Origin of the sequence: Micromonospora phytophila, assembly GCF_023656545.1 — a bacterium.
GTDB classification, from domain to species: domain Bacteria; phylum Actinomycetota; class Actinomycetes; order Mycobacteriales; family Micromonosporaceae; genus Micromonospora; species Micromonospora phytophila.
Genome location: NZ_JAMOKF010000003.1, coordinates 1 through 25,093 on the forward strand (window position 1 = coordinate 1; position 25,093 = coordinate 25,093).

Annotated in this window: 23 protein-coding genes and 1 pseudogene; 14 read left to right on the plus strand and 10 right to left on the minus strand. The window is 69.9% G+C overall.

Annotated features, from left to right (window positions below; translation table 11 throughout):
• Positions 1–113, plus strand: a pseudogene (locus NCC78_RS32315) (zinc ribbon domain-containing protein); the annotation flags it as partial.
• 265 nt (positions 114–378) lie between these two features.
• Here NCC78_RS32315 and NCC78_RS00785 read toward each other — a convergent pair.
• Positions 379–1,824, minus strand: a complete 1,446-nt coding sequence (locus NCC78_RS00785; RefSeq protein ID WP_250791102.1) for a protein kinase domain-containing protein — start codon at positions 1,822–1,824, stop codon at positions 379–381.
• On the opposite strand from NCC78_RS00785, the gene NCC78_RS00790 reads away from it, so the two are divergent.
• The 3 genes from NCC78_RS00790 (at position 1,823) to NCC78_RS00800 (ending at position 4,565) form a co-directional block, all read left to right on the plus strand.
• Complete coding sequence (locus tag NCC78_RS00790; protein WP_250791103.1) at positions 1,823–2,056, plus strand: hypothetical protein; 234 nt, start codon at positions 1,823–1,825, stop codon at positions 2,054–2,056. The genes NCC78_RS00785 and NCC78_RS00790 overlap by 2 nt on opposite strands.
• A gap of 37 nt (positions 2,057–2,093) precedes the next feature.
• Complete coding sequence (locus NCC78_RS00795; protein ID WP_250791104.1) at positions 2,094–2,720, plus strand: hypothetical protein; 627 nt, start codon at positions 2,094–2,096, stop codon at positions 2,718–2,720.
• Positions 2,721–3,335: 615 nt separating this feature from the next.
• Positions 3,336–4,565, plus strand: coding sequence for a trypsin-like serine peptidase (locus NCC78_RS00800; protein ID WP_250791105.1), 1,230 nt, complete (start codon positions 3,336–3,338; stop codon positions 4,563–4,565).
• An 86-nt stretch (positions 4,566–4,651) separates the two neighbouring features.
• Here the strand turns inward: NCC78_RS00800 and rox are convergent, their stop codons facing one another.
• A complete protein-coding gene (gene rox / locus NCC78_RS00805) occupies positions 4,652–6,079 on the minus strand; it encodes a rifampin monooxygenase (RefSeq protein WP_250791106.1) in 1,428 nt (475 codons plus the stop codon).
• Between the two features lie 191 nt (positions 6,080–6,270).
• On the opposite strand from rox, the gene NCC78_RS00810 reads away from it, so the two are divergent.
• Positions 6,271–7,050, plus strand: coding sequence for a hypothetical protein (locus NCC78_RS00810; RefSeq protein WP_250791107.1), 780 nt, complete (start codon positions 6,271–6,273; stop codon positions 7,048–7,050).
• Here the strand turns inward: NCC78_RS00810 and map are convergent.
• Positions 6,999–7,817 carry a type I methionyl aminopeptidase gene (gene map, locus NCC78_RS00815; protein ID WP_250791108.1) on the minus strand — a complete coding sequence of 273 codons (819 nt, stop codon included), beginning with the start codon at positions 7,815–7,817 and terminating at the stop codon, positions 6,999–7,001. The genes NCC78_RS00810 and map overlap by 52 nt on opposite strands.
• Positions 7,818–7,893: 76 nt before the next feature.
• Between map and NCC78_RS00820 the strand changes: the two genes are divergently transcribed.
• The gene (locus NCC78_RS00820; RefSeq protein ID WP_250791109.1) at positions 7,894–8,187 is read left to right on the plus strand and encodes a helix-turn-helix domain-containing protein; all 294 of its coding nucleotides are present in this window, start codon (positions 7,894–7,896) and stop codon (positions 8,185–8,187) included.
• A 215-nt stretch (positions 8,188–8,402) separates the two neighbouring features.
• On the opposite strand, the gene katG is transcribed toward NCC78_RS00820, so the two are convergent.
• From katG to NCC78_RS00835, 3 genes are all read right to left on the minus strand, one after another.
• Positions 8,403–10,679: a catalase/peroxidase HPI gene (gene katG, locus NCC78_RS00825; protein ID WP_250791110.1), complete on the minus strand. Its 2,277-nt coding sequence runs from the start codon at positions 10,677–10,679 to the stop codon at positions 8,403–8,405.
• Positions 10,680–10,702: 23 nt separating this feature from the next.
• Positions 10,703–11,131: a Fur family transcriptional regulator gene (locus tag NCC78_RS00830; RefSeq protein WP_250791180.1), complete on the minus strand. Its 429-nt coding sequence runs from the start codon at positions 11,129–11,131 to the stop codon at positions 10,703–10,705.
• 181 nt (positions 11,132–11,312) lie between these two features.
• Entirely contained in the window at positions 11,313–12,050 is a 738-nt protein-coding gene (locus NCC78_RS00835; protein WP_250791111.1) for an SDR family oxidoreductase, read from the minus strand.
• 176 nt (positions 12,051–12,226) lie between these two features.
• Between NCC78_RS00835 and NCC78_RS00840 the strand changes: the two genes are divergently transcribed.
• Both NCC78_RS00840 and NCC78_RS00845 read left to right on the plus strand, forming a co-directional pair.
• The gene (locus NCC78_RS00840; protein WP_250791112.1) at positions 12,227–12,835 is read left to right on the plus strand and encodes a TetR/AcrR family transcriptional regulator; all 609 of its coding nucleotides are present in this window, start codon (positions 12,227–12,229) and stop codon (positions 12,833–12,835) included.
• A 283-nt stretch (positions 12,836–13,118) separates the two neighbouring features.
• Complete coding sequence (locus NCC78_RS00845) at positions 13,119–15,389, plus strand: hypothetical protein (RefSeq protein WP_250791113.1); 2,271 nt, start codon at positions 13,119–13,121, stop codon at positions 15,387–15,389.
• A gap of 154 nt (positions 15,390–15,543) precedes the next feature.
• On the opposite strand, the gene NCC78_RS00850 is transcribed toward NCC78_RS00845, so the two are convergent.
• From NCC78_RS00850 to NCC78_RS00865, 4 genes are all read right to left on the minus strand, one after another.
• The gene (locus tag NCC78_RS00850; RefSeq protein ID WP_250791114.1) at positions 15,544–16,824 is read right to left on the minus strand and encodes an FUSC family protein; all 1,281 of its coding nucleotides are present in this window, start codon (positions 16,822–16,824) and stop codon (positions 15,544–15,546) included.
• A 229-nt stretch (positions 16,825–17,053) separates the two neighbouring features.
• Positions 17,054–17,998: a hypothetical protein gene (locus tag NCC78_RS00855; RefSeq protein ID WP_250791115.1), complete on the minus strand. Its 945-nt coding sequence runs from the start codon at positions 17,996–17,998 to the stop codon at positions 17,054–17,056.
• Positions 17,995–18,486 carry a hypothetical protein gene (locus NCC78_RS00860; protein WP_250791116.1) on the minus strand — a complete coding sequence of 164 codons (492 nt, stop codon included), beginning with the start codon at positions 18,484–18,486 and terminating at the stop codon, positions 17,995–17,997. The genes NCC78_RS00855 and NCC78_RS00860 overlap by 4 nt, the downstream gene beginning before the upstream one ends.
• Before the next feature lie 3 nt (positions 18,487–18,489).
• Positions 18,490–19,713 (minus strand): macrolide family glycosyltransferase, encoded by a 1,224-nt coding sequence (locus tag NCC78_RS00865; protein ID WP_250791117.1) that lies wholly within the window; start codon positions 19,711–19,713, stop codon positions 18,490–18,492.
• A gap of 358 nt (positions 19,714–20,071) precedes the next feature.
• Between NCC78_RS00865 and NCC78_RS00870 the strand changes: the two genes are divergently transcribed.
• From NCC78_RS00870 to mhpA, 6 genes are all read left to right on the plus strand, one after another.
• Positions 20,072–20,479 (plus strand): YciI family protein, encoded by a 408-nt coding sequence (locus NCC78_RS00870; RefSeq protein ID WP_250791118.1) that lies wholly within the window; start codon positions 20,072–20,074, stop codon positions 20,477–20,479.
• Positions 20,480–20,483: 4 nt separating this feature from the next.
• Complete coding sequence (locus tag NCC78_RS00875; protein ID WP_250791119.1) at positions 20,484–21,629, plus strand: RNA polymerase sigma factor; 1,146 nt, start codon at positions 20,484–20,486, stop codon at positions 21,627–21,629.
• A 218-nt stretch (positions 21,630–21,847) separates the two neighbouring features.
• On the plus strand, positions 21,848–22,492 hold the full coding sequence (locus NCC78_RS00880) for a DNA alkylation repair protein (protein ID WP_308220843.1): 645 nt from the start codon (positions 21,848–21,850) through the stop codon (positions 22,490–22,492).
• A 40-nt stretch (positions 22,493–22,532) separates the two neighbouring features.
• The gene (locus tag NCC78_RS00885; protein WP_250791121.1) at positions 22,533–23,096 is read left to right on the plus strand and encodes an AMP-binding protein; all 564 of its coding nucleotides are present in this window, start codon (positions 22,533–22,535) and stop codon (positions 23,094–23,096) included.
• On the plus strand, positions 23,093–23,446 hold the full coding sequence (locus tag NCC78_RS00890) for a DoxX family protein (RefSeq protein WP_250791122.1): 354 nt from the start codon (positions 23,093–23,095) through the stop codon (positions 23,444–23,446). Before NCC78_RS00885 ends, NCC78_RS00890 begins: the two co-directional genes overlap by 4 nt.
• Entirely contained in the window at positions 23,443–24,981 is a 1,539-nt protein-coding gene (mhpA, locus tag NCC78_RS00895) for a bifunctional 3-(3-hydroxy-phenyl)propionate/3-hydroxycinnamic acid hydroxylase MhpA (protein WP_284706193.1), read from the plus strand. Before NCC78_RS00890 ends, mhpA begins: the two co-directional genes overlap by 4 nt.
• The last annotated feature ends 112 nt before the right edge of the window (positions 24,982–25,093 follow it).

Consider the following 25,093-nt stretch of genomic DNA (forward strand, 5'->3'; position numbering starts at 1 on the left):
AACGCGGCACCTCGTCCACCTGCCCCGCCTGCGCAAAGCGGGTGCCGAAACCTCGGGGGCGGACCCTGTCCTGCCCGCACTGCGCATTCTCCGGCCACCGTGACCTGGTCGCGGCGGCCAGCATCGCCACCCGCACCCCCGGTGGCGGATCCACCACCCCGGCAGCTGTTGTGCTGCCGGAGGTGATCACGCACCGTCGAGCCGGCCGGCACCTCCCCGGTGCCGGACGGTCCCGGCGTGACCCCCGCCGCCCACCCGGGCGGCGCGAGGATCAGTTGGCCCGCGCAGGCCCGCCCCACCAACCGGTGGGGAGTCGCTCGCCACAAGGCGAGGATCCACAACACCCACCGCACCCGGTGAACGTTAATGGACACCGCACTAGACCCGCGGCACTGCGCTCCCTCCGGCCGCCGATTCCTCCGCCGTTGGTTCCTCCGTTGGGTCCGCTGCTGGTTCGTCGGTTGGGTCCGCCGTTGGTTCCTCCGTCGGCTCCACGCTCGGCGCTGCCGTCGTTCCGCCCGTCGGCGCTGCCGTCGGTCCCTGGGTGGCGCTGTCGGACGTGGTGGGGCGGGGTGCACCCACACTGCTCCCGCCTGAAGGCGTAGATCCGCCCGCCGTCCTGTCGCCTGCTGGACGGGTCGCCGTCTGGCCAGGGGATCCGGGCGCTCGAACCGGCATACCGGCAGAACTGCGGGTGGCCGGTTCGCCGCCCCCGGCGCCAGGGCTGGGTCCCCCCTGCGGTGGCGGCACCGATGTCGGCACCGCGGGGGGCACCGACGGTCGCCCGGTCGGGCCCGGCATCATCCCGGTGGGGTCAGCGAGCACCAGGACGGCAGCCACGGCGGCCAGCGATCCGAGAAGCACCGCGAGCGTGGTGTTTCCACGACTGACGGCCCGGCTCGACGCGCCGCCGAGGGCCGGCTGCAGGGCGGCCAGGTGCACGGTTTGCGGCTCGGTCGAGGCCGCCCCGGTAGCTGCCCTCACCTGCCGGTCGGCCGAATCCGCGAGGGCCTGCGCCCCGGTGGCCATGGCCGCCGCCGTCGGGAACCGGTGAGTCGGCTCCTTGGCCATCGCGGTGGCCACCAGCTGCCGAACCTCCGCCGGGACGTCCTCGGGCAGCGGCGGCGGTTCCTCTTCCAGGTGCCGCAGCGCCACCGCGACGGCGTTGTCACCCTGGTACGGGGGCTTACCGGCGAGGCAGTGGTAGACGACGGCACCCAGCGCGTAGATGTCGATCGCAGGTGTGGTCTCGTTCTTGGACACCTGCTCGGGCGCCATGTACCGGGCGGTGCCAACGACCTGGTTCGCTCCGGTCAGGCTCGCCGCTTCCTGCGTGACGGCAACGCCGAAGTCAACGAGTACGACGTGCCCGTCGGGCTCGATGATCAGATTGCTGGGCTTGACGTCACGGTGGACGAGGCCGGCGTCGTGCGCGGCCTGCAGGGCGCGGGCGGTCTGCGCGGCGACCGACATCGTCTCGGCCGTGTCCAGCCGGCCGGCCTCGGCGATCCGCTCCGCCAAGGGCTGTCCCTGCACACACTCCATCACGATGTAGGCGAGGACCGGCGCTCCGGGCCGGGACATTTCGCCGTAGTCGTAGACCTGGGCGACACCCGGGTGACGCAGGGCCGCCATCGCGCGTGCCTCGCGGCGGAACCGTTCGCCGAAGCCGGCGTCGGTGACCAGGCCGGGATGCAGCATCTTGACCGCCACGCAGCGGTCCAGGGTCTCGTCAACGGCCCGCCACACCTCGCCCATACCGCCGCTGGCGATCCTTTCGACCAGGCGGTAACGGTCTCCGACGAGCTGCCCCACACTCGGCATGAGCTTCCGGTACCCCGGACTCGCCGATCTCAAGCACCGCAGCACCGCCCACAACCGCCGCGCCGGCGACACGGTGCTGCTGCGCCCCAACCAGAGCGACGACGTGGTGGTGCTGGCCACCGACCGGCCGGTCATCGCGAGCCGGGGCGCGGTCATGGTGGGGGCGGCCGAGTGCCCGTGCGGCTGCCCCGGCATGCCCGACGACCAGCCGGCGCGGATCAGCCTGTGCTGACCACGGCCGGTGGCGCGTCAGACCTACCCTGTGCGGTATGGCACAGGCCGTACTCGCGATGGTGGCGGCCGTGGTCGGAGCGGCGATCACCGCATTCGCCACGATCTACGGGCCGCTCAAGAGCATGCGGCGCCTCAACGTGGCTGAAACCGAGCGGGCGCGGCTAGTGCGGCGCGACGAGGCGGTGGAGTGCTTCATCGCGCTCCGTTCGACCACCCGACGGTGGCTGGACGAACTTGAGAGGATCCACGAGGAACTGCAGAGCGGCAGACGCCTCACGGTGGAGGATTTTGACAACCGCTCGGTGTCCTTGAAGAGCGACTGCCTCGGTCTGCGTGACGAGTTGGCCAAGTACTGGAAGCCGGTTGATTCCAACGAGGGCTCCCACCGTTTGACCATCAACTTCCTGCTACTCGCGACCAAACGGCTACGTCAGGTCGTGCTTGGCGCTGGCTCCGGGGATGGCGATGCCAGCCTGAATCGGATCGGCGAGCACCTCATGCTGATTCGCCTCAATCGCGTGCAGCTGAACGAGTTCCTGTTCCGCCGCATTGAAGAGTTGCACGGGGCGCCCACCGGCGAGTACCACGACCAGGCGTACCTGAGGGAAATCCGCATGGCTGTGAGGCAGTACGAGTCGCTGAACTGGAAGGGCGACGCCTGAGAGGGCGATCGGCCGCGACCCGGACATGGACATGGCCTGGGTCAAGGCGGAGGCGAGACGGGCACCGGTGCCGACTGTCGCCGACGGCCGGGTGGGCTCGCCCGGTTGGCGGTACGGATGGCTGCACCGGTTGAAGGGAAGCAGCGTCGGCTAGCTGCGGTAGTCCTTGGGCTTGGTCACTGTCTGTCCGTACCTCAGCCCGAACGAGTGCTGCTGGCCGTGGTCGTTGAGACCGACGAGCTTCATGCCGTGTACCCGGTGTTGCACGGCGGTCAATCTAACTTGCAAGCTGCTTCCGTTCGGCCAGGTGTGCCGGACAACGTCACCGACTCTCAGGCTCTCGGCCGGAACATCCTGGTCCATGACTGCATCCTGCCGTCGTCACGGCTTCCGGGCTAGCCGGTTACGAGCTGGAAGCGGAGCAATGGGCAGAGATCAGCCGGGGTTCGGAGGCTGTTGGTCAGCACGGCCGTCGCCACAACTTGACTGCTCCGGGTAGCTGCCGGGCGCCTGGACAACCAGGTCGCCATACATTGATAAGCTTGCATGTTTCGATTGCTTTCGTGTATGAAGGCTGAAGGCACGCCTGGTGCTGGTTCCTGGGGAGGAGCGACGATGAAACATGCCCTACGCCGCCTACGAACGGCGGCGGTCGCGCTCGGCGCCTGCACACTTGGGCTGAGCCTGCTGTCGGTACCCGCCGCCGAGGCGTACTCGGTGCGACCTCTCGCACCACACTCCGAGCGGGCACCTGAATCGGATCAGTTCTCGGCCGAGGGCGTCACCACGGTCGGTGAACTGCGCACCGTGGAGGGTTCGCTGTCCTACGCTCGGGAGGGCCGGACACAGGTCATTCGGCATCCCGGCGCGTCGTACGTCAAGGTGCACTTCAGCTCACTGCGACTGGCCCACGGCGACTACGTGACGGTGTCGAGCCCCGACGGCCGGGAGAGCTACCGGTACGACCGCTACCTGAACCGGGCGACCGGCTCGGACTACACCACCGACGGGCAGCCGGGCTTCTGGGCGATGTCGGTGGAGGGCGACACCGCGGTGGTGACGCTGCACAGCAGCCGCTCCTCCCGTGGCGGCGCCGCAACCATCGACCGGTTTTGGCGCGGCTACGACCGCACGGAGATCACGCAGTACAACCTCTCCACGCAGTCGGTCTGCAGCACCGACGCTCGCCGCGACGTGGTCTGCTACCAGAACAGTCACCCCAGCGAGTACGCCCGCGGCAGGGCGGTGGCGCGGCTGCTGATCAGCGGCGGTGGGATGTGCACCACCTGGCGGGTCGGCAACACCAACCGCATGCTGACCAACAAGCACTGCTTCTCGACGCAGTCCGCCGTCAGCGGCAGCGAGATGCAGTTCAACTACCAGTGCGCCACCTGCGGCGGCGCGAACCCCGGCCCCGGCACCAAGGTGAGCGGCGCCACCCTCTACAAGGTGAGCAGCGGTGGGTCCGGCGAACTGGACTACACCCTGTATTCGGTGAACAACTTCACCAGCATCCAGAGCTTCGGCACGCTGTACCTGGCGACGACCGCCACCAGCACCGGCACGCGGATGTACATCCCGGGGCACGGCGACGGCAGGCCGAAGCGACTGTCGATCTACGAGGACACCCAGAACGGTGCGACGTGCACCGTACGGAACGCGAACTACAACACCTGGAACATCAGCTACAGCTGTGACACCTCCGGCGGCAACTCGGGCTCGCCGGTGCTGAACGCCAGCCACCGGGTGATCGCCCTGCACCACCTCGGCGGTTGCCCGTCGAACCAGGGCGCAAAGGCACACCTGATCTACAACCAGATCGCCAGCCTGATCGACAACGGCTGACGACGGCTGACAACGACGGGTCCGGGGACTCGGCCGGTGCGGTACGCACCGGCCGAGTCACACCCCTTCCAGCCACATTTGCGAACTCAGCCGTCGGCGGCGCCGAACCACCGGGGCAGCTGGTTGAGCAGATCCTGCTGATCGTCACCGACCCACGCCACGTGACCGTCCGGCCGCAGCAGCAGGGCGGGCACGTCCAGTTCCTCGCTGACGTCGACGACGTGGTCGACCCGATCAGCCCAGCCCGCCACCGAGAGGCGGCCGGTCTGGTCGAGCAGCAGTCCGCGGCCGCCGCGCATCAGCTCGTAGAGGCGCCCCCGTTTCAGCCCCACGTCGCGCATGTGCCGGCCGAGCAGTTCGTGGCCCTCGCCGAAGTCGTAGCGGACCCCGATCGCGGTGATCTTCTCGATGAGGTACCGGTTCACGTCCTCGAAGTCCATCAGTTCCGCCACCAGCCGGCGCACTGACTGGGGACCCGGCTCGGGGGACAGCAGCTGCATCTGCGCGCGGGTGTTGTCCAGCACGTCGGCGGCCACCGGGTGCCGTTCGGTGTGGTAGCTGTCCAGCAGTCCCTCCGGTGCCCAGCCGTTGACCTCGGCGGCCAGCTTCCAGCCGAGGTTGAACGCGTCCTGGATGCCGAGGTTGAGTCCCTGCCCGCCGGTGGGCGAGTGGATGTGCGCCGCGTCGCCGGCCAGCAGTACCCGGCCGGTCCGGTACCGCTCGGCCAGTCGGGTGGCGTCGCCGAAGCGGGAGAGCCAGCGCGGTGAGTGCACGCCGAAGTCGGTGCCGGCGTACACCCGCAGCTGCTGTTTGAACTCCTCGAGGGTCGGCGGGACCGAGCGGTCCTCGGCCACTCCCTCGGCGGGCACGACGACGCGGTACACCCCGTCGGCGAGGGGGCCGACGCCGAACCGAAGTTGGGTCCTGCGGACTTCGGCCACCACGGCGCCCACCGTCTCCGGCGGCACGGCCACCTCCATCTCGCCCAGCAGCGTCTCGACGGTGGTGGGCTCGCCGAGGAAGCCGACGCCGAGCAGCTTGCGCACCGTGCTGCGGCCGCCGTCGCAGCCGACGAGGTAGCGCGTGCGCAGCTTCGTGCCGTCGGCAAGCTCGACGGTCACCCCGTGGTCGTCCTGACTTAGCCCGACCAGCTCGCTGCCGCGCCGGATCTCGACGCCGACCTCGATGGCGCGCTCGGCCAGCAGGCGGTCGGTGGTGGTCTGCGGGATGCCCAGGACGTAGGGATGCGCGGTGTCCAGCCGGTCGGGCGAGGGCTTGCTGATGCCGGCGAAGAAACCACCGACCGGGTACTGCTGGCCGAGCGCGAGGAACCGCTCCAGCAGACCGCGCTGGTCCATCACCTCGATGCTGCGCGCGTGCAGGCCGAGCGCGCGGACATACCTGGTCGGCTCCGTCTCCTTCTCCAGCACGAGCGCGTGCACGCCGTGCAGTCGCAACTCGCTGGCCAGCATCAAGCCGGTCGGTCCGCCGCCGGCAACGATCACGTCAATCATGAGAACCCCCCATTGCATTTCGGCCAGCGGCTCCGCGCAGCCCGGCGGAGCGCACACCCGCAACCTCCGCGCCGAGTGCCCGCAACCGCACCGCGAGTCCCACCGGCGGTTCAACGTCCCCGGGGACCCACACGTCGACGAAAGCACACGTACTTCGTGAATCCCTGATTTCCGCAGGTTTCTGGCTTCGGTTGGAGATTCTGCGGCACGAGGCGGGTCTTGCCGCAAGGCCCCCGGTGCGTTATACGTTGAGAGTGGCAGGGAGTGCGCACTCTCCTTGCCCTTTGCGTCCGCTGTGGACGGTCAAGGTCGTCTCGAAGCGGTGGCGCGCCACGCACGGCGATGCCGGCGGAAACGGCCCGGGCGGGGAACCGGCGAAGCACGTCCGGCAGGGCAACCGCAAGCCGTACGTCTTCCGCGGCCTGATCCACTGCGCCGGTGACGCCTACTCACGCTGCCGCTTCCTTCAGAAGTACGCCCTCGCCAACCAGGTCGAACACCCGGGCAACGTCTGTCTGCGCGAGGACGCCCTCACCGATCCGCTCGACACCTGGCTGGCCTCCGCCTTCGCACCCCACCGCATCGAACCGGTGATCACCGCGATGGTCGACGCCCAGCCCTTGGAGCAGCCACCCGCAGCGGCCACGGCAGCCCGAACGATCATCACCCGATGCGACATCAAGCCGCAGCGCAACCGCGCCCATGACGCCGGAGCGGACCCGGCGGTGGTCACCGGCTGCATCGCCCGGACAGAACGCGCCCGCGCCGAGGCCGACCTCCCCCACCAGCGGGCAACAGCCCTCGCCGGGATGAGCCGAGCAGAGAACACGAGCCCGATCGAGGCACGCTGCTCGCCCCAGATGCGAAAGATCGAATGGTCAGCGGAATGCCTGCGTCACGCCCCAAGGCGGGCAGTGGGTCAGGAGGCTGTGGCGGGCTTCTTGGTGGGGTCGGTCGAGGTGGCGCCGTGAGTGGGGCGGCGGGTCAGGACCTGGGGGCCGGAAGCCGTGATGGCGACTGTGTGTTCGGAGTGGGCGGTGCGGGAGCCGTCGGCGGAGCGGATCGTCCAGCCGTCGTTGTCGAACGTGATTTTGTCGGTGGAGCGGCAGAACCAGGGCTCGATGGCGATGGTGAGGCCGGGGTCGAGTTTCATGCCGCGGCGGGCACGGCCGTTGTTGGGGACGTGCGGGGCCTCGTGCATGGTGCGGCCGATGCCGTGGCCGCCGAACTCGGCGTTGACGCCGTAGCCGTAGGAGTGGGCGACCTCGCCGATCGCGGCGGAGATGTCGCCGAGGCGGCCGCCGGGCTGGGCGGCGGTGATGCCGGCCTCCAGGGCGACCTCGGTGGCCTCGATCAGCCTCAGGTCGGCCGGGTCGGGGGTGCCGACGATGACGGAGAGCGCGGAGTCGGCGACCCAGCCGTCGATGCCGGCCGCCATGTCGATGCTGAGCAGGTCACCGTCGCGCAAAACATAGTCGTGCGGCAGGCCGTGCAGCACCGCGTCGTTGACCGACAGGCACAGCACGTTGCGGAACGGGCCGCGGCCGAACGAAGGGGCGTAGTCCCAGTAGCAGGAATCGGCGCCGCGTTCGGTGATCCGGCGGCGGGCGTGGTGTTCGAGGTCCATCAGGTTGACGCCGACTGCGGCGACACCGCTCAGCTCGGCGAGCAGCTCGCCGACGAACTGGCCGGTCACCGCCATCCGGCCGATCTCCTCGGCGGACTTGAGCTCGATCACGACAGCCTCCCTCTCCGGATGCGGTATTTTTATACCACGCCAGGTCGGGGATGCTCCGGAGGGATATCCTGCTGGCATGGTTCGCCAACCACTCACCGCCGAACAGATCGCAGCGGGCCAGCGCCTCGGAGCCGCCCTGCGGGCCGCGCGGGCCGGCCGCAGCCTCGTCGAGGTGGCCCTGGCAGCCGGCATCTCCCCCGAGACGCTGCGCAAGATCGAGGCGGGCCGCCTTCCCGCACCGGCGTTCGGCACCGTGGTCTGCCTCAGCCAGGCCCTCGACGTCCCCCTCAGCGACCTGGCCAACGTCTGGCTGGCCGACATGCCCACCCGCCAGGCGTCCCAGAGACCAGCCGCCCAAGTACTTCTCTAGGAGATCCGTTTCAGGGTTCCGTGAGGGCTTGCCGGGTGTAATGGCTGGTCTTGGTGCCCGAGGACTGACGTCGGCCACACATCCATGATCGCCATTCAGGCCAACTACGACTGGCACCCGGCTAGCTGTGCCCGGCCCGGATGGGCGAATCCGATGGCGGACGAGCCCCGGTCGATCGCTGGTGGATCGACCGGGGCTCGCCGGTTGGAGCCGGGTCAGACCAGGTCGAACCGGTCGAGTTCCATGACCTTGGTCCAGGCTGCGACGAAGTCGGAGACGAACTTGTCGCGGGCATCCTGGCTGGCGTAGACCTCCGCGAGGGCCCGTAGCTGGGAGTTGGAGCCGAAGATGAGGTCGACGGCAGTGGCGGTCCACCTCACCTCATCGGTGGCCAGGTCCCGGATCTCGTACACGTGCTCGTCTGACTCCGACGCCTTCCACCGGGTGCCCGGGGAGAGCAGGTTGGCGAAGAAGTCGTTGGTGAGCACGCCGGGCCGGTCGGTGAGGACGCCGTGCTGCGTGCCGCCGACGTTGGCCCCGAGGGAGCGCAGGCCGCCGATGAGGACGGTCATCTCGGGCGCGGTCAGGTTGAGCATGTAGGCACGGTCGAGAAGCAGCACCTCCGGCTGGGTCTTCTCGCCGGGGCGCAGGTAGTTGCGGAACCCGTCGGCGCGCGGCTCGAGGACCCGGAAGGACTCGACGTCGGTCTGCTCCGCAGTGGCGTCGGTGCGGCCCGGGCGGAACGGCACGGTCACCGCGACGCCGGCGTCGTTCGCCGCCTTCTCGACGGCGGCCGAGCCGGCCAGCACGATCAGGTCCGCGAGCGAGATCTTCGCGCCGCCGGCGGAGTTGAACTCCCGCTGGATGCCCTCGAGGGTCTCCAGGACCGTCGCGAGCTGCTCGGGCTGGTTGACCTCCCAGCTGCGCTGCGGCTCGAGGCGGATCCGGGCGCCGTTGGCGCCGCCGCGCTTGTCGGTGGACCGGAAGCTGGCGGCGGAGGCCCAGGCGGTGGAGACCAGCTGGGCGGTCGTGAGGCCGGATTCCAGGACCTTCGCCTTGAGGGCGGCGACGTCGGCGTCACCCACGAGCTCGTGGTCGACGGCCGGCACCGGGTCCTGCCACAGCTGGGGCTGCGGGACCCACGGGCCGAGGAAGCGGCTGACCGGACCCATGTCGCGGTGCAGCAGCTTGTACCACGCCTTGGCGAACGCCAGCGCGAACTCGTCGGGGTTCTCCAGGAAGCGGCGCGAGATCTTCTCGTACGCCGGGTCGACGCGCAGCGCCAGGTCGGTCGTGAGCATCGTCGGCTTGTGCTTCTTCGACGGGTCGTGGGCGTCCGGGATGATCGCCTCGGCGTCCTTGGCGACCCACTGCTTCGCACCGCCGGGGCTCGTGGTGAGTTCCCACTCGTGGGCGAAGAGGATCTCGAAGAAGCGGTTGCTCCACTGCGTCGGCCGGTCGGTCCACGTCACCTCGAGACCGCTGGTGATCGTGTCCCCGCCCTTGCCGCTGCCGTAGGTGCTCAGCCAGCCCAGGCCCTGCGCCTCCAGCGGGGCGGCCTCGGGCTCGGGGCCCACGTGGTCGTCGGCGACGCCGGCGCCGTGGGTCTTGCCGAAGGTGTGGCCACCGGCGATGAGGGCGACGGTCTCCTCGTCGTTCATCGCCATCCGGGCGAAGGTCTCGCGGATGAAGTGCGCCGCCGCGGCCGGGTCCGCGTTTCCGCGAGGGCCCTCCGGGTTGACGTAGATGAGACCCATCTCGGTCGCCCCGACGTCGGCCGCCATCTGCTTCTCGGAGACGTAGCGCTCGTCGCCGAGCCAGGCGTCCTCCGGACCCCAGAAGATCTCCTCGGGCTCCCAGACGTCCTCGCGGCCGAAGCCGAAGCCGAAGGTCTTGAAGCCCATCGACTCCAGGGAGACGTTGCCGGCGAGCACGAGCAGGTCGGCCCACGAGATCTTCTGGCCGTACTTCTGCTTGACCGGCCACAGCAGCCGGCGGGCCTTGTCAAGGTTGGCGTTGTCCGGCCAGCTGTTGAGCGGGGCGAACCGCTGACCACCGTCGCCGGCGCCGCCGCGACCGTCGTGGATGCGGTAGGTGCCCGCGGCGTGCCAGCTCATCCGGATCATCAGGCCGCCGTAGTGGCCGAAGTCGGCCGGCCACCAGTCCTGCGAGGTGGTGAGGACCTTGATGATGTCCTGCTTGAGGGCCTCGACGTCGAGCTTGGCGAACTCCCTGGCGTAGCTGAAGCTCTCCCCCAGCGGGTTGCCCTTGGACGAATGGGCATGCAGCACCGAGAGGTCGAGCTGGTTGGGCCACCAGTCCCGGTTGGTGCGCGGACGACCTCCGGTCTTCGGCGTCGGCGAGTCGATCGCCGGGTTCTCGCTCTCGCTGCCGTGCGCGGTCACGGAGTCGTGCGCGACCGGGCAGCCGGCCGCCGCCTTCTTGTCCACGCCCTGCGCGCTGGAGGGAGTGTTGTCCTGGGTGTCGCTCATTTACTTCCTTCCGAACTGGTGGATCACTGGGAGGTGCGTTCGGTCGCACAGTCGGGGCAGGTGCCCCAATAGACGACCTCCGCCTCGTCGACCACGAAACCGTGGTCGTCCGAGGCGGTGAGACAGGGAGCGTGGCCGACAGCGCAATCGACGTCGGCGATCGCGCCGCAGGAGCGGCACACGACATGGTGGTGGTTGTCCCCCACCCGCGACTCGTAGCGGGCGGTCGCACCGGCAGGCTGGATGCGCCGCACCAGACCGGCGTCGGTGAGCGCACGAAGCACGTCGTACACCGCCTGGTGGGAGACCGTGGGCTGATCCGCCCGCACCAGCGCGATCACCGTGTCGGTGTCGACGTGCGGATGGTCGCGCAGAGCTGCGAGCACCGCCAACCGGGGCCGGGTCACGCGCAACGAGACCGCCCGCAGCTGGGTCTCGAAGTCGGACGACATGTAATGAACATAGTCCGATTTTCTGGAATGAATCAAGTTTTTCGTCGTCTCAACCCGCACACTTTCCACGCAGACCCGACCACCCGGGCCAACGTCCGCCCGTCTCCCCGTCGACGGCACCGTTCACGTCCTGCCTGAATCGGCCCCCGCGCTGAGCCGCGGACGGGGAGTGCGTGGCGGGTCAGAACATGCCGCCGCCAGCTCCGATCGTCTGGCCGGTGATCCAACCGCCCTGCTCGGAGACCAGGAAGCGGACGATGTCGGCGATGTCCTCCGGCTGGCCGACCCGGCCGAGCGGCGTCTTCGCGACCTCGGCGTCGATGACGGCCTGCCCTGCCTTGATTAGCGCCGGGGTCAGCACCGCGCCGGGCAGCACACTGTTGACCGTGATGCCACGGGCGCCCACCTCGTTGGCCAGCACCCGCACCAGGTGGTCGACGGCGGCCTTGCTCGCCGCGTAGACGCCCGTTCCGGGGCGCGGCATCAGGGTCAGCCCGGCGGAGATCGCGACAATCCGCCCGCCGTCGGGTAGCCGGATCGCGGCCTCGCGCAGCGCGATGAACCCCGACCGCACGTTCGTGGCGAAGATCGCGTCGAACTGCTCGTCGGACGTGTCGGCGATCGTGCCGTGGGTCGTGTTGGAGGCGTTGAGCACCACGGTGTCGAGGTGGCCGAACTCCCTCTCCGCGACGTCGAACAACCCGCGCAGCTGCGCGGCGTCGGCGATGTCGGCCGGCGCGGCGACCGCGATGCCGCCGACCGCCTGGATGCCGCGTACGACGTCCTCGGCGTCCTGTCGAGACGACGGGTAGTAGTTGACGACCACGCTGGCCCCGTCGCCGGCGAGGCGTTCGGCGATCGCCCTGCCGATACCCTGCGACGCTCCCGTTACCAGCGCGACCCTGCCTTGCAGTGTCATCTGAAAGACCTTCCCTCGTGCAACCGGGATCTTTTCGGAGTAGGTTCTGACAGTTGTCAGACTAGCTCGGGTCTGACAAGCGTCAAGCAGACGTGATGGGCCACACCGCGATGTCCGCAGACCCCAACTAAACGGGTGAAAGGAGTCAAATGGAACCGCGACGGAAGAACGCTCCCGTGCAGCTCGACGAGCACGAGATCCTTCACCGAGGACTCGACACATTCGCCGAACTCGGCTACGACGCCACCACCGTGCGGGAGCTGGCACGCCGGCTCGGCGTCAGCCACAACTTCATCAATGACCGCTACGGGTCGAAGGCGAGCTTCTGGCGCGCCGTGGTGGATTTCGCGCTCTCCGACGTTCAAGCCGAGCGCGACGCGCTGCTGTCCCGGTACCGCGACGACGACGAACGGCTGAGAGAAGCCGTCGGCCACCTCTACCGCATGGCGGCCAACGAGTCGCAGCTGAGCCGGTTGATCGCCGACGAATCCACTCGCGATTCCGACCGCCTGGACTACCTGTACCAGCGGTTCATCCGGCCGTTCTGGGACAGCATCACACCGACGGTCACGGCTCTCGTCGAGATCGGGCGCATCCCGCGCGTGGCCCCACACATCCTCTACTTCGCGATCGTCGGCCCGGCGCTGGCCCTGACGCAGAACCCGGTCGCCGACCGGCTCGACCCCACCGCCGCACCGACCGCCTCGCGCGACCGGGACCACACAGCGGACGCGCTGTCGGCCTTGGTCCTGCACGGACTGCTACCGCCGGCTCCGGGGACATGATCCGGTCAACCCAGGCTGCCGTACGAGGTGATCATCTCCCTGTCGCCGGTCGCCCGGGTGCCTCTGGCGTGGTGGCTGCGCGGCGCGGGCGAGGCAGGCGCCGGGGTTGCCCGTCGCTGATCGCGCGGGTTCGGCGGGCATGGTGGTCGTGCCGGCGGCACTGGTCCCGCGTCCGGAGGGTTAGAGCCGGCCGGGGTGGGGTAGACCCGCCTTCCACTCGGCTGGCGGGACCATCCTCAGCCCGCCACCTGCGGTGGGGCTGCCGAGATGTCTCGGAGGGTCGATGTCAGATGAACCAGCGGGAGTGAGCGGGCCGGCGACGCCGAACGACGTGGTGGAGTTGCGGGTGCACGGAATCGCCGCCGCAGATGCCGCCGAGGTGTTGGACCGACCAAATGTGCAGCAGGTCGCCGGGGATCGCAGCGCGGGCTTCCACCGGCCACGACCCGGCTGCTCGAAGGTCAACGGCCCGGGCGGGACGACCCTGGAGGCGTACCGATGGAGTGACCTGCCCTCCGGCACCGCGGTTCGGACCCTCTCTCTGCTGTTCCTGCTGCCGTTCATGCTGCTCAACGTGGCGATCTGGATGCGCCCGGGAAACCCGGCCTCCGACGCGGTGGTCAGATCTCTGTGCCGGGTGCTGGGCCTCACCCTGACCGCGCTCTACGTGCTTGCCGCCGTCGGCGTCGCGCTGGACCTCGTCGCCTGGCAGTGCATGTCCTCCTCGGCCTGTCTGTCTGGTCGTAGCTGGCTGTCCTGGCTGGGTGAACGCCCCACCGGGTTGCGGCTGGCGGTGCTCGCGCTGGTGCCGGCCGCCGCCATCGGCCTGATCTGGTGGGCCAGCACGCGCCCGGGACGCTCGTTCAAGGCGTTCCGCCCGCCGGACAGTACGGTTTCCGGGCATCCGCTCACCACCGTCGGCCAGTGGGGCGCCGAGCCACTGGTGGGACGGCTGCGCTCGATCCACGTCGCTGCGGCGTTCGCGACACTGGGCGGCAGCCTGCTCGCCGCCCGGGCCGCACAGGGCGCCTCAGCCATCACCATCGTGTTGGCGGCGGCAACGGGAGGCGTCCTGGCCACCTGTGTGGCCCTGCTCTGCACCCCCCCGCTGATCGACCGGGCCCCCGCGAACCGGCGGCTCGACGGTGCCGCCCGCCTGCTGCGGACGATCGCCGTCGGTCTCACCATCGCGGTCTGCGCCCACGTCCTGGCCAGCCCCGCGCGCTGGCAGGAGGGGGGTGGCCTGCCCGGCTACGGCTCGACCCTCACCTGGCTGTTCGTCGCTCATGCCGGGCTGCTGGCCGCCCTGGCCGCCGCGCTGCTATGGCGCCCGGAGCGACAGCCGGGTCACCCGCCGCTACTCGGGCTGGGCGCGCTGGCGACCGCGAGCGCGGCCGCAGGTCTCGCGGTGGCGTTCTCCGCCGAACTCGTGCACCGGCTGGCCGACTACCTGGACCGCACCGCGTCGACCCCACAAGACCTGCTCCCCCGCCCGGCAGCTGCGTATACCTGGGCGATCTACGGCTTTTTCCGGGCGGCGCTGATCACGCTGGTTTTCGTCGGCCTGGTGACCCTGATCTCCCGACGCGACCGCTCCCGCGCGGCGGCCGCGATCGTCGCACGCGACTTCCCGGACCCGCCGACGGAGGCCGCGCCCCGGTTGCGGCAGGTGCAGCAGGCGATCGTCCGGGCCCGGTTCACCGAATGGCTGCTACCGCTGGCCGTGGTCTACGCCGGCCTCGCCGGACTCAGCGCGGCAACCACAGCACTGGAACTACTCGGGCTGTATCCAGGCGACGCAATCGAGCGGTATGCGGGGGTGCCGGCCGACCTGGTCAACTTCGGCATCGGGATGGGCGGCTACCTGATCGCGGCGACCATGCTCAGTCTGGTCATCGGCGGAATCTTCGCCTACCGGACCGCCGGCTTCCGGCGCCACGTGGGCGTGCTCTGGGACCTGGCCACCTTCTGGCCTCGCGCCGCCCACCCCTTCGCGCCGCCCTGCTACGCCGAACGGGCCGTGCCGGAGCTGGTACGACGCATCACGTATCTGGTCGAGAGCGGCAACGCCGTCCTGATCGCCGGGTTCAGCCACGGCTCCGTACTGGTCACCGCAGCGGTCCTTCAACTGCCGCCCCAGGTCAGCAGCCGGGTCGCCCTACTCACCTATGGCTCACCACTGCGCCGTCTCTACGCTCGGCTCTACCCCGCCTACATCGACGACGACATGCTGCACGATCTGGGTGGTCGAGTCGGCTGGCGATGGTTGAACCTGTGGCGCGACACCGACGCGATCGGCGGATGGATCTTCTCCGCGCACCGGCCAGACGAGCCGCTCACCGTCACCGGCCCGGCGGCAACGGTGGACCGCCGCCTCCGAGACCCAAGCGACGTGGTCGTCCCACCCAGCGACAGCGTCCCACCACCGATTAAGGGACACAGGCCCCGTGAGTCCGACGAGTCGTACATCGAGGCGGCGCGCGATCTGGTCGAGCGCCTCCGCAAGCCGGTGGCCCCAGGGCCTCATCCGGCCGACCCGCTGGCCGGACAATGAATTCGACGCCCCGGCCTTCCCGATCAGGCCCGGCTCCCTGACGCCGTTGGTCCCGCTGGCCCGCCCGCCCTGCCCCGGTAGGTGGCCGGTCGGCAGGAAGCCAGGGCGCCGCCGCAAGACGCCCAGCCGTGCCCGGAACTCGCAACGACGGCGATCAAAGCCGCCGGGCCGACGCATCCGGCGCCAGGCGCGGATGATCGACGCTTGTGCCGGTAGTCTCGCTCTGCCGGGCGTGTGGCGACGGATCCGGCAGCCTGCCGAAGGCGCGGCGGACCTGCCTGTTGGCTTCAGCCTGGGAGAGGCCGGACACGACGAGCAGGTCGCTGGCCGTGGTGCGAATCTGGGCCAGGACGACGGTCCCGGAGAAACCAATGTCATCCCCGTAGGCTGCGCCGGCATGTTGAACGGCTTGCAGGGCTTTCGCCCGCGCGTTGTGCGGCTCCCGCCGAGCCGAAAACTCGTCCCGAAGTATCCGCACCGCCCCAGCAAGGGCGAGAACTGCGTTGATCATCGCTGCCGAGACTGGCTCCTTGTCCTCAATGACAGTGACAGCTCGACGAATCAGTGTCTCGCTGCTGCCCATCGCTCTCTCCAACGGCTCGGCGGTTCGGGCGTAGTGACTGAGCACACCGTGCCGGTGCCGCCATGACAACGGAGACAGCCGCGTGACCTCCCGTGCGCCCGCCACCGCCTCCCGCAGTACCCGAAGTTCCTCCTGGTTACCGCGCAGTCGGTCCCGGGCGCGGATCGCCCGTTCGATATCGCGCTCGCACAACGCCTCTGCCGTTTCCGTCAGTTGTTCGACCAGCGTTCGCAGCGCCGGTCCGGCAGCACGCCTGACCACTCTGAGCGGGTTGACCGGCAAGAGGATCGCCGTGGCCAGTGCGACACCACCGCCGAGCAGCGCGTCGACGAACCGGGAAAGCACCACGTCCGGGACCTGCGGGCTCAATGTGGTGATCAGCACTGCGGTGCTCGCCGTCTGGATCACCACCGCCACCCGACTGCTGAGTGCGAAGGCTACGAGGATCGACATGACGACGACCAGACCGAGCTGCCAGGGCCCAGTGCCTATGAACGACAGCAGCGCATCACCAACAAGCACCCCCAGCGCCACACCCACGACCAGCTCGACGATCCGCCGTACCCGCTGCCCTACGGACACGGCCAAGGTCCCGACCGCGGCAAGCGGAGCGAACACGGGGCTGGGATTGCCGGTCAGTTCGTACGACAGCAGCCAAGCGGTTGCCGCAGCGATGCCCGCCTGTAGGGCCACGATGCCTCCGCCGTACACCCGGACCGCCCGCTCTCGCACCTTGAGCCGTTGGACGAGCCGGTCCTCGGCGGCACCCCGTCCACCCGCCCGCACAAACCGTTTCCAGCGCGAGCCGGGACTCCCCTTCAGGTCTCGGCGCCGTGGCACCTGTTGATGCATGCTGCGCTCTACCCCGTGAATGCCCGCGTTACACGACCAATGGCGATCTGCGAGCGGAATAACCGCGACTGTACAAATAACGGCTGATCAACCGATCATGGGAGCGACGCCAGATGACGACCGAGACCCCGGCGACCTGGGTGTTCCCTATCCGGCCCACGGTGCCGGCGTACTGCCCTTGTACCCCGACCGGATGAAAGCCCTTCCTCAGGTCACCGGCCTCGTCCGTTCAGGGCAGCGGGCCGTCGGTTTTCGCAGTCGCACTGAGGCGATCCCGGATCAGCGCGATCACGGTGTCGGCCGTCCGGTCGAGGTGACTGCGGCCATCGGGTAACCGGGCCTCTGGGCTGATGTAGCTGCGCGGACCGACGTGGGTGGCCGGGTCGAGCCAGTGCACCGTGATCTTCCCTTCGCGGTCAGCCCGGTTCCAACCGCTCCATCGAAACAGCCGCCACCGCTGCGGGAACATCCAGGTGCCGACTCGCTCAATTCGGTCGCCGGCACTGGTGAGCCGGTCGAGGTGCTGGGCGTGGCTGATGTCGTTGGCACCGTTGTGGAACCCGCCGAGAGTGATCAGCCAGAGCGGGGAGCGCAGCTGGGACCACAGTTCGTCCACCGCGCCGGTGGCGACCTGGGCGCCGCCGCTGTAACTGAGCATCACCACGGGGATGCCACTGTCACGCCGATAACCGGCGAGCCGGAGCTGAGTGGCGATCTGCGAGCCGACGGCGCGGTTGTACAGGGGACGGTACCGGCGGTCGGCGGCGACGAAGGTCTGCATCACGTTGTGCAGGAACAGCACCAGGCCGATGTGGCGGCGCAGCCATATCCACACCGGCCGGTCGGCGAGCGGAAGGGCCAGCGGGGAGTAGGGCTGCACCTGGCCCAGCACCCTGAGCTCCGGCGCTCCGTGAATCAGAGACTTGACCAGTCGGCCGCCGTCGCGGGTGTCGTGGAAGCGGCGCTTCCCGATACCGTCCAGATAGACCAGGTAGGCGTCCGGGGGGCGGTCCGGGTCCGCGCCCCGGGCGGGGGGCATGCCCTTGGGGCGTGCGGTGGTGGGAGTCCGCCAGCCTGCGGCATAGACCAGCACCTCGTAGCGGGCGAGCAGAGCTTCGGCGAGCAGGACCGGTCCGATCCCGCCGAGCAGCAGCAGGAGCACGAGCTCGGTCATGTGAGTGGCTCCGGTGCTCTTGTCATGTTGAGTCGCACGACCAGGCGGCGGACGCCCTCGACGGCGACGCCGAGCCCGACTCCCGCGACGGCTACGCAGCCGGCGGCATCCCACCAGCCGAGCCCGGCCACCGTGGCGAGCGAGGCGGCGAGGCCGGCCCCCACTCCGAGCATGAGCACGAAGTGCAGCAGCGGCCCGAGCAGCGGGAACGCGAGGACTGCGGCAAGCAGCAGCGGAGCGGCCAGGCCTGGTGTCCAGACCAACGCGGCCCCGTCGGACGGTGCGGCGGGCAGCACCAGCTCGGCAAGGGTCCACGCGGACAGCGGCCAGAGCGCGAATACCGCGCCGTCGACCACGGCGCCGGCGAGCAGCAACCCGACGACCCTGACGTGCGACACGCCGGACAGGCGTGCCACCACGGGCAGGAGACGCCCGGCGGCCTCGGACAGCCCGGCGAACAGCAGCATGATGGCGACGACAGGGGACATCGGTCAGCCCTGCGGTGGCACATCGGCGGAGACCGGCCGAGTGAACGGGCCGGTCTGCTGCACATAGCGCTCGAGTTCGTCGGCGGCGCGCGAATAGCCGCCTGCCTGACGCTGGGCGACCTGCAGGGTGCTCGCGGCGGCCCGGAATCGGGGCTCGTCGAGCAGGCGCTGTGCGAGGGCGCGCAGGACCTCCACCTTGACGTCCTCGGTGCGGATCGCGAGACCGGCTTCGAGCTCGACGATGCGGGAAGCCACCAACGACTGGTCAGCACCCTGCGGGACCACCAGCATCGGGACGCCGGCGTACAGGGCCTCGTTGACGCTGTTCACCCCGCCGTGGGTGATGAACAGCGCTGCACGGGACAGCACCTCCGGCTGTGGTACGGAGCGGCGGGCGATCACGTTGGCCGGCAGCGGACCGAGCGCGGCGGGGTCGGTGGGTCCGGTGGAGACGATCACGGTGCCACCCAGCGGGGCGAGCGCGTTGGCAAAGTCGCACAGCAGCCGCGGGTCGGCGCCGAACACCGTGCCCAGCGAGGCGTACAGCACCGGGTCGCGCAGCTGATCCACCGGGAACGACGAGTCGGCTCGGCGGGCACCGACGCTCGGTCCGACGAACCGGTAGGACTCGTCGAAGCTGTCGGCCTGGGGGTGGAACGCCCGCGAGGTGTAGACCAGGTTGAGCGGCTGGCGGATGTTCGCCAGGTCGATCAGGGGCACCGCACTCGTGTCGTACCGGCGGCGCAGCTCCCAGCGCGACCTCAGGTACCCGCCGGCGTGGCGGGGCAGGGCCGCCGCCGCGGCGAACAGCTCCCAGGAGCCGTGGGTGGGGCTGGGCACGTGCCGGTTGAACGCGAACGTGGTGAACGACGACGCTGCCGGCACGTCGAGTTCCCGAGCGACCACCGGCCCCCACAGGCAGAGGGCGTCGTGCACGACCAGATCGGGCCGGGCGCCGCGCAGATCGTTGAGGACGGCGGGCAGCACGCGTACGGCGGTGCGCGCAAGCTGCTCCATCACCGTGACGGGCGTCGGCGGGCCGGCGAGCGGTACGTCATCCCCGGAGTAGCGGAGCACTCGCGCGCCGGTGGCCCCGATCTCCTCTGCGTAGGCGGGCATCGTGTGGTAGGTGACGGAGTGGCCACGACGGACAAGCTCGGCCACGACCGGCAGCGTCGGGTTGATGTGCCCGTGCATGGCGATGTTGAGGAATGCGATTGCGCTCATCGGCCGACCCCGGACAAGGAAGGAGTCAGTGCCCGGCAACGAGTAACGATCATGGTCCGCCTTTCTCGGTAACAGCGTAGACGCTGCCGGATGGCACAGGGCGGCGGACCAGGCACTCGCCTTGTCTCGCGGGCAGGTTCGAGCTGGTCGAGCCGCGCCGCACCGCGACCGGGTTCAAAACCGGCCTCTTCTCGCCCTCGCACCACGGCGTGGACCTGGACGCCACGAGACGGTTCACCCAGGGCTCGGCTACGAGAGCCAACAAAATCCGGACGGTGATGTCGAGAACCCGTGGCCGGCTCCGTCCCCGAGGTGAACGTGACCAGAATGGGTCGCACACGCATCGAGGAGAAGCACGATGGCCAAGTACCTGCTGCTCAAGCACTACCGCGGCGCTCCGGCTGCGGTGAACGACGTGCCCATGGACCAGTGGACGCCGGAGGAGATCTCGGCGCACGTGCAGTACATGCACGACTTCGCGGCCCGGCTCGAGGGGACCGGCGAGTTCGTCGACGGTCAGGCGCTCGCCCCCGAGGGGACGTTCGTCCGGTACGACGGTGAGGGTCGCCCGCCGGTCACCGACGGCCCGTTCGCCGAGACCAAGGACCTCATCGCCGGCTGGATGGTGATCGACGTCGACAGCTACGAGCGCGCCGTCGAGTTGGCCGGGGAGCTGTCGGCCGCCCCCGGGGCGGGCGGCAAGCCGATCCACGAGTGGCTCGAGGTGCGCCCCTTCCTGACCGCGCCGCCCACCATCACGGAGTGACCTGATGGACGAGGCCCTGCTCCGGAGCCTCACGCCGACCGTGCTCGGCGTCCTCGTCCGCCGCGGAGCCGACTTCGCGGCGGCCGAGGACGCCGTGCAGGACGCGCTGGTCGAGGCGGTCCGCGCCTGGCCGACCGACCCGCCGCGGGATGCGAAGGGCTGGCTGGTCACCGTGGCCTGGCGCCGGTTCCTCGACGCGACCCGGGCCGACGCCGCCCGCCGCCGACGTGAGAACCTCGTCGACGAGCAGGCGGCGCCCGGGCCTGCGCCCACGGTCGACGACACGCTCCAGCTCTACTTCCTGTGCGCCCACCCGTCGCTGACACCGTCGTCCGCGGTCGCGCTCACGCTGCGCGCCGTCGGCGGGCTGACCACCCGCCAGATCGCCCACGCCTACCTGGTGCCCGAGGCGACCATGGCGCAGCGCATCAGCCGGGCCAAGCGCACCGTCTCCGGTGTGCGCTTCGACCAGCCCGGCGACGTCGCCACCGTGCTGCGCGTGCTCTACCTGGTCTTCAACGAGGGCTATTCCGGCGACGTCGACCTCGCTGCCGAGGCCATCCGGCTCACCAGGCAACTCGCGGCCGCGATCGACCAGCCCGAGGTGGCGGGGCTGCTCGCCCTCATGCTGCTGCACCACGCCCGGCGCGCCGCCCGGACCGCGCCCGACGGCAGCCTGGTGCCGCTCGCCGAGCAGGACCGCCGCCGATGGGACACCACGTCGATCGCCGAGGGCGTGCAGATCCTGCAGGCGGCCCTGGCCCGCGACCGGCTGGGCGAGTTCCAGGCCCAGGCCGCCATCGCGGCACTGCACGCCGACGCGCCCACCGCCGAGGAGACCGACTGGGTGCAGATCGTCGAGTGGTACGACGAACTCACGCGCCTGACCGACAGCCCGGTCGTCCGGCTCAACCGGGCGGTGGCCGTCGGCGAGGCCGACGGACCGCGCGCCGGGCTGGCGGCGCTCGCGGCGCTGGACGACGCACTGCCCCGCCACACGGCCGTGGCGGCGTACCTGCACGAACGCGACGGCGCCCTGTCCACGGCGGCACGGCTGTACGCCGAGGCGGCCCAGAAGGCACCCAACCTCGCAGAGCGCGACCACCTGACACGCCAAGCCGCCCGCCTCAACGCCCGCCGGTACCGCTGACTGCTCTCGCAGCCGGGCCGGTCTGCAGGCTGGCTCCCAGGTGGTGCCGGAGAACTGCTGCAATTGTGTGAGGACGGGGGTTTCGTGCCGGTGGCTGCCGCCGGAAGCGGCGTGTACGACCGGAGGCCGACTTCCGTCGTAGGCTGCAGCTCGCACGTGATGGACAGGAGGCTGAGGTGGCCGGGACGACGCTGACCGAGACGACGGTGGCCGAGTTGATGGCCGAGCTGGCCGAGCTCGAGGACCCGAGGGCACGCGAGGTGAACGAGAAACACGGTGATGATCACGGTGTGAACCTCGGCAAGCTGCGCGCGCTCGCGAAGCGGTTGAAGACGCAGCAGGAACTCGCGTGCCAGCTCTGGGAGACAGATGACAGCGCGGCGAGACTGCTGGCGATCCTGATCTGCCGCCCGAAGGCGTTCGAGCGTGAGGAATTGGACGTCATGTTGCGCGAGGCGCGCACCCCCAAGGTGCACGACTGGCTCGTGAACTACGTGGTGAAGAGGAATCCGCACTCCGAAGAGCTGCGCCTGGCCTGGTCCGCCGATCCGGATCCGGTGGTCGCGAGTGCCGGCTGGGCGTTGACCACCGAACGCGTGGCGAAGAAGCCCGAGGGCCTCGACCTCGCAGGACTGCTCGACGTCGTCGAGGCGGAGATGAAAGACGCCCCGGATCGCCTGCAGTGGGCGATGAACCACTGCCTGGCTCAGATCGGCATCGAGCACGCCGAGCACCGCGCCCGTGCAATCGACATTGGCGAGCGCTTGGAGGTCCTCAAAAACTACCCGACTCCCCCGAACTGCACGTCTCCGTTCGCGCCCATCTGGATCACCGAGATGGTGCGCCGGCAACACGATCAGTAGGAAGACTCGCGCTCACGCTCTTCAGAGGGCAGGCCGCGGTGTGGGCCGGACCGCTCGGCTACCGCGACCCCGCGCTGTACGGCGCGTTCTGGAAGATCGTCGAGCACTACCGGATCGCCGCCATGAGCGCGGTGCCCACCGTGTACGCCACGCTGGCGCAGTACCGGTCGACGCCGACATCAGCAGCCTGCGGTTTCCGATGGTGGGGGCCTCGCCGCTGCCCGCCACGGTCCGCGACGACTTCCGGGCCCACACCGGGACAGCCCTGATCGAGGGCTACGGGCTGACCGAGGCCACCTGCGCCAGCGCGCGCAGCTTCCCCGACGTGTCGCGGCCGGGCTCGGTCGGGCAGCGCCTGCCCTACCAGCGGATTCCCGTCACCGCCGTCGGCAAGCTCCACAAGCCCGCACTGCGCACGGACGCCATCCGGCGGGAAGTCCGCGCCGCGCTCGACAAGGTCCCGGAGGTCCTCCACATCAAGACCACGACCGAGGGTAGCTCCATCGTGGCTACCGTCACCGTTTCTCCATCCGCCGACCAGGCGGCCATCAAGGCCGTCCTGGGCCGTTATGCCATTGAATGGCGATTGGTTGTTGTGTCATGACGCTCGCTGCTGCCATCCTCGCGGTGCTGCTCGCCCTGATCTTCCTCGCCCTGGGCACGGCCAAGATCCTGGCTCTCAACCCCATGCGTGCGCTGGCCGCGGAGGCCGGTTTCTCCGTCGCCGCCTATCGCCGCATCGGCCTGCTCGAGGTCGCCGCGGTGGTGGGACTGCTCATCGGCCTGGTCCAGCCGCTGATCGGCGTCCTCGCCGGGGCCGGGCTGCTGCTCCTGCTCGGCGGAGCCGTCGTCGTACACCTGCGCAAGGGAGACGGCCCGCGCAAGTACGCCCCGGCGCTCGTCTGCGGGCTCCTGGTCGCCACCTACCTCGTTCTTCAGCTGGCGGCACGATGACAGTGGTTCCGGTAGTGATCGTGGGCGCGGGCCCCACCGGGCTCACCGCCGCGACGCTGCTCGCCCAGTACGGCGTCGAGTGCCTGATCCTCGAACAGTGGGGATCGGTCTATCCCCTGCCTCGCGCCGTCGCCCTCGACGACGAGGTGCACCGCATCCTGGCGCGCCTCGGGCTCCGGGACGAGTTCGCCGCAATCTCCAGGCCGCACCGGGGCCTGCGACTGGTCGACCGGACCATGCGGGTGCTGGCCGAGTTCCAGCGCGACGTGGCGCCGGGCAGACACGGCTACCCCCAGGGGAGCATGTTCGACCAGCCGGAGCTTGAGGCGATCCTCCGCCGGAACCTCAAGAACTACGGCAGCGCCACCCTGCGCGGCAGCACCGAGGTCACCGCGCTGACCCAGAACGCTGACGGCGTACGGCTGGACGTCACCGACACGGCAACCGGCGGGCACGACGTCGTCCGCGCGTCGTACGTCTTGGGTTGCGACGGCGCCAACAGCCTGACGAGGGCCTCGATCGACGCCAGCATGCAGGACCTGGGGTTCACGCAACGCTGGCTCGTCATCGACGTGGTCACCGAGGTCGACCTCGACCAGTGGGAAGGCGTACACCAGCTCTGCGACCCGACCCGCGCCGGCACCTACATGCGCGTCGGAAAGACCCGCTACCGCTGGGAATTCCGGCTCGCGCCCGGCGAGACCGCCGACGACTTCCGCGACATGACCCGGCTGCATCCGCTGATCGCGCCCTGGACGGGCAACACCCCCGCCGGGAAGTTGCAGGTCGTCCGTGCGGCCGAGTACACCTTCCGCGCCCAGGTCGCCGACCGGTGGCGCGACCGGCGGGTGTTCCTGCTCGGCGACGCAGCGCACCTCACCCCACCGTTCATCGGCCAGGGCATGGGAGCCGGGCTGCGCGACGCGATGAACCTCGCCTGGAAACTCGCCGGCGTGCTCCACGGGACCCTGCCCGAGGCCGTGCTCGACACCTACGAGATCGAACGCAAGCAGCACGCTCGCGCCATGATCAAGCTGGCGAAGATCATCGGCGCCGCGATGACGGCCGGCGGTAGAGCGGGCGACGTGATCCGCCGCGCGGTGGCGCCGCGCCTGCACCTCGTACCCCGTCTCAAGGACCTGGCCACGGACAGTGAGACACCCGCGCTACGCCGGTCCGCCCTGGTGCTGCGGCCACGTCTGCGCCGCGCCCTCGCGGGCCGACTGTGCCCGAACGCCATCCTCGACGGCGAGCGCCGCCTCGACGACGTGGCCGCGGGGCGCTTCGCGATCGTCGCGTCCTCCGAGCCGCCCGCCACCCTACAAGCAGACATCCAACGGCGCGGAGCAGCTTTCATCGCCGCGCGGCCCGGCAGCGAACTTCACCGCTGGCTGAGAGACGGCCGCGCCCACACCGCAGTCATCCGCCCGGACGGCACCGTCCTCGGTGCCGTCCGGGACCTGTCCGCGGCCTGCGCCATCCTGCCCGGCTTCGATGGGAACCTCTCCCGCCCCACGACCAACACCGGCGGGTAGCCGTCAGACATCCTCTCCGGAGGATCGCAGCACGATGGGTCGTCTAACCTGTAATTGACTGATCGTCTTCTCGCTCCACCGAGCGCTGCACCACGCTCCCGCCTCGAACGGA

Excerpts from the sequence above, each read along its gene's own strand:
- NCC78_RS00790 (WP_250791103.1), top strand. The coding sequence starts at position 1,823 with ATGAGCTTCCGGTACCCCGGACTCGCCGATCTCAAGCACCGCAGCACC.
- NCC78_RS00785 (WP_250791102.1), bottom strand. The coding sequence starts at position 1,824 with ATGCCGAGTGTGGGGCAGCTCGTCGGAGACCGTTACCGCCTGGTCGAA.
- NCC78_RS00795 (WP_250791104.1), top strand. The coding sequence starts at position 2,094 with ATGGCACAGGCCGTACTCGCGATGGTGGCGGCCGTGGTCGGAGCGGCG.
- NCC78_RS00800 (WP_250791105.1), top strand. The coding sequence starts at position 3,336 with ATGAAACATGCCCTACGCCGCCTACGAACGGCGGCGGTCGCGCTCGGC.
- rox (WP_250791106.1), bottom strand. The coding sequence starts at position 6,079 with ATGATTGACGTGATCGTTGCCGGCGGCGGACCGACCGGCTTGATGCTG.
- NCC78_RS00820 (WP_250791109.1), top strand. The coding sequence starts at position 7,894 with ATGGTTCGCCAACCACTCACCGCCGAACAGATCGCAGCGGGCCAGCGC.
- katG (WP_250791110.1), bottom strand. The coding sequence starts at position 10,679 with ATGAGCGACACCCAGGACAACACTCCCTCCAGCGCGCAGGGCGTGGAC.
- NCC78_RS00830 (WP_250791180.1), bottom strand. The coding sequence starts at position 11,131 with ATGTCGTCCGACTTCGAGACCCAGCTGCGGGCGGTCTCGTTGCGCGTG.
- NCC78_RS00835 (WP_250791111.1), bottom strand. The coding sequence starts at position 12,050 with ATGACACTGCAAGGCAGGGTCGCGCTGGTAACGGGAGCGTCGCAGGGT.
- NCC78_RS00845 (WP_250791113.1), top strand. The coding sequence starts at position 13,119 with ATGTCAGATGAACCAGCGGGAGTGAGCGGGCCGGCGACGCCGAACGAC.
- NCC78_RS00850 (WP_250791114.1), bottom strand. The coding sequence starts at position 16,824 with ATGCATCAACAGGTGCCACGGCGCCGAGACCTGAAGGGGAGTCCCGGC.
- NCC78_RS00855 (WP_250791115.1), bottom strand. The coding sequence starts at position 17,998 with ATGACCGAGCTCGTGCTCCTGCTGCTGCTCGGCGGGATCGGACCGGTC.
- NCC78_RS00860 (WP_250791116.1), bottom strand. The coding sequence starts at position 18,486 with ATGTCCCCTGTCGTCGCCATCATGCTGCTGTTCGCCGGGCTGTCCGAG.
- NCC78_RS00865 (WP_250791117.1), bottom strand. The coding sequence starts at position 19,713 with ATGAGCGCAATCGCATTCCTCAACATCGCCATGCACGGGCACATCAAC.
- NCC78_RS00870 (WP_250791118.1), top strand. The coding sequence starts at position 20,072 with ATGGCCAAGTACCTGCTGCTCAAGCACTACCGCGGCGCTCCGGCTGCG.
- NCC78_RS00875 (WP_250791119.1), top strand. The coding sequence starts at position 20,484 with ATGGACGAGGCCCTGCTCCGGAGCCTCACGCCGACCGTGCTCGGCGTC.
- NCC78_RS00880 (WP_308220843.1), top strand. The coding sequence starts at position 21,848 with ATGGCCGAGCTGGCCGAGCTCGAGGACCCGAGGGCACGCGAGGTGAAC.
- NCC78_RS00890 (WP_250791122.1), top strand. The coding sequence starts at position 23,093 with ATGACGCTCGCTGCTGCCATCCTCGCGGTGCTGCTCGCCCTGATCTTC.
- mhpA (WP_284706193.1), top strand. The coding sequence starts at position 23,443 with ATGACAGTGGTTCCGGTAGTGATCGTGGGCGCGGGCCCCACCGGGCTC.